The 2722-nt window shown below is 66.5% G+C and carries 3 protein-coding genes; 1 reads left to right on the top strand and 2 read right to left on the bottom strand.

Going from position 1 to position 2722, the window contains the following annotated elements; translation table 11 throughout:
- Window positions 1-181 precede the first annotated feature (181 nt).
- The gene (locus JSV65_01610) at window positions 182-589 is read left to right on the top strand and encodes a TerB family tellurite resistance protein (protein ID UCH35074.1); all 408 of its coding nucleotides are present in this window, start codon (window positions 182-184) and stop codon (window positions 587-589) included.
- Window positions 590-595: 6 nt separating this feature from the next.
- Here JSV65_01610 and JSV65_01605 read toward each other — a convergent pair whose 3' ends face one another.
- A complete protein-coding gene (locus tag JSV65_01605) occupies window positions 596-1357 on the bottom strand; it encodes a hypothetical protein (protein UCH35073.1) in 762 nt (253 codons plus the stop codon).
- Between the two features lie 220 nt (window positions 1358-1577).
- The coding region (locus JSV65_01600; GenBank protein ID UCH35072.1) for a hypothetical protein at window positions 1578-2722 on the bottom strand (1145 nt) is incomplete at its 5' end.

Raw genomic sequence — 2722 nt, 5'->3', positions numbered from 1 at the left:
CCGCTGCTGGCTGCCGAGCGCTAGCCTCGGGCGGCTCCAAGGGAGCGCAGCCGGACTCGTCCCGCCCGGCCGGGCAAAGACCGGCCAAGGAGGAGCCGGGCGGGGGCAACCGCAAAATCACAAGATGCGAGTTTGCGGAGGCGGCGCTGACCTATATACTCCGCCGGCCATGAGTTTGGACATGTCCGCCGCCAAGGGGCTTGCCGAGGACAAGCTCGAAGCCCTGATCGAAATGATGTTTCTCGCTGCCTCCGCAGACGGCGAGTTCAGCGACGTCGAACGCGAGCACTTCGCCAAGAGCGTCGAGTCGATGACCGACGGAAGCGTCGGTGCTGACAAGCTAGAAGTGCTGCTCAACCGCGCGAAGCAGGACCTTCGCTCGTCCGACCGCGAAGCACGCCTCAAGGCCGTCAAGGAGCGGCTCCCCGAAGCAGGTGCGCGCAAGGTCGCGCTGGGTCTGGCCATCCAGGTGACGGCAGCCGACGGAATCATCCGCACCAGCGAGCGCGAGCTGATCCTGGAAACCGCCGAGATGCTCGAGATCGATCGCGACGAGGCGGCGGACCTGGTCAAGTCCCTGGCGGGCTAGCGCTGATCAGCGCTGACCAGCCTCGACGCTGGCCCAGAAGGCTGCGCCCATCTCCGGCGCCAGGCGAGAAACCTGCTTCTTCATCGCCGCCACCTTCGCGCGCACGATCCGGTCCCGCGCGGCCACCCGCCGAACAGCGACCGGTGCCGACATGACGAAAGCGAACACCTCGGCCTTGTCCTCCTCGAGCGCTGCCGTGGCGTAGTGCGAAAGGAAGCCGGGCAAGGACTCGTTGAGGCGCGCACTGCCCGGCTCTCGCATGAACCGCCCCCCTACCCCGTAGGTGAAGTAGTGGTCGTTGAGCTTCTCCCACTCGGGATCGCGCTGCAGCTGGTGGTCGTCTGCATAGTCGGCGAAGTGAAACACCTCGTGATGCACGAGACGGCGCAAGAACGCGGGCGGGGCACTCACGTCGAGCAATAGCGAACGCTCGTAGTTGGGCAGCGATGGGATCGGCACGTCGCCCTCGCGCAGATGGGTGCACATCAGCACCCGCTTGAAGCGACTGGCGACCAGAAAGCTCGGTGGGTAGCGACCGAGCTCGCGGGCCAGCAGCCCGGCGACCTCCTTGACCTTCGCTGCGGGCGGCGCCTCACCCGTGATCACGCCACTGGCCAGATACAGGCTGAACGGTCGCGACGCGGACAACAGCTCGACCTCGCTGTGTCGCAGGCGCGCCATCGCCAGCGGCACGGCCTGGCCCGGAAGCGGCTGCCAGCCCTGATCGAGCATCTCGCCGCGAGCGCGCGCCTCGGCTGCCGCGATCACCGAAGCGTAGTACTTCTTGCCGTACCCGTGGCCGTCGCGGGGGGCGAGCAGGGTGACGCTCGGCGAGACGAGCAGAGCCGCCAGTACCGTGACGGTCATGAAACCCGGCCGCCACCGCTTTGCCAACGGCCCGACGCGCTTCAGCCAACGGCCAGAGGACGACCACACGAGAGCTACGGGTATTTCTAACACAATCCCGCCGGGCCGGTAGTGCCTTCAGCTACGGCGTTCCGAACTCGTCCGCGCCGATGTCCCACTCATCGCTGTTGCTGCCGTCCCCATCAACGGGCCGCATGCCGCCGGGGTCGAAGTCGTGCGGGGGCGCATTGGTAGAGGTGCCGGCGTCGATGCACAGCGAGCCTGCCGGCAGGTGCCAGGTCGCGTCCAGCAGGCAGTCGTCGTCGATGTTGCCGAACGCCGTGGTCTCGGGCTGCGCGTCCAGCGCATTGATCTCGGCCGCGCTGATCAGCATCGTCGCCATCTCATCAATGTAGAGGCCGTCAGGCGCGTTGTAGAACGCGTTGTTCTCGACAATCGCCGGATCGGCCTCGGGGGTCCGCTCCCAAAGCCCGATGAATGTCAGCGGACAGGGCAGGACAATGCCCCGGATGATGTTGTTGCGGAGCACGGTGGTCGGCGGCGACGCCGTGCCAGCCAGTATGTTCACCCCGACATTGGTGCCCCAGCACTCGCCACCCTCGATCGTGTTGCTGTGCAAGGTCGGGCCTCCCAGGTTGCTACCGGGCAGGATGTCCACTGCCATTCCCGGGCATCTGCCTTGCTCGATCACGTTGTTCGTGAGCCGGGCGGCGCTGTTCATCAAATACACGCCCTTGCCGTCCGGACCAGCCATGCCGCCCTGGCAGCTCGGCCCGATGATGTGGTTGTCGTTCACCGGCGGATTGGCGCCGAGAAGCTCGAGCCCAGTCCCGCCCAATGACGCGAGCGACGAGCCAATGGAAGGCTGCCAGATGGTGTTCCCGTCGATGCGCGCACACGCGTCTCTCTCGCAACGCACCCCCACCCCCAGAATGCTGACCATCCATCCGCCTACGATGTCCGGGTTGTTCCGGATCACGCATTGGGAGTTCTGCCGGCACCAGACGCCGATGCAGTACTCCGCCGGCGGTCCGTCGCCGCAGCCCCAGACGCTCTGGAGGGTATCGATGACCGGTGCGCAGGTGTAGTCGGAATCGATGCCCACATTGGTGGTTTCCCCAAGTCCCCGGTTGTAGCCACCCACTACCCGACCCTCGCCGGTAACCGTCGGAACCCCGGCCGTGCACCCGGCGAAGTGGACTCCGATGCTCTCGGGTGCCCCGACGCCGACGATGTAGCCTCCGGCCGGCACCGTCACCACGAGCT

The organism is Armatimonadota bacterium (genome assembly GCA_020354555.1).
Lineage (GTDB): Bacteria > Armatimonadota > Hebobacteria.
The sequence above is the reverse complement of the archived record's forward strand: the minus strand, read 5'-3'. Positions and strand labels throughout refer to the sequence as shown.

Excerpts from the sequence above, each read along its gene's own strand:
- JSV65_01610 (UCH35074.1), top strand. The coding sequence starts at position 182 with ATGTCCGCCGCCAAGGGGCTTGCCGAGGACAAGCTCGAAGCCCTGATC.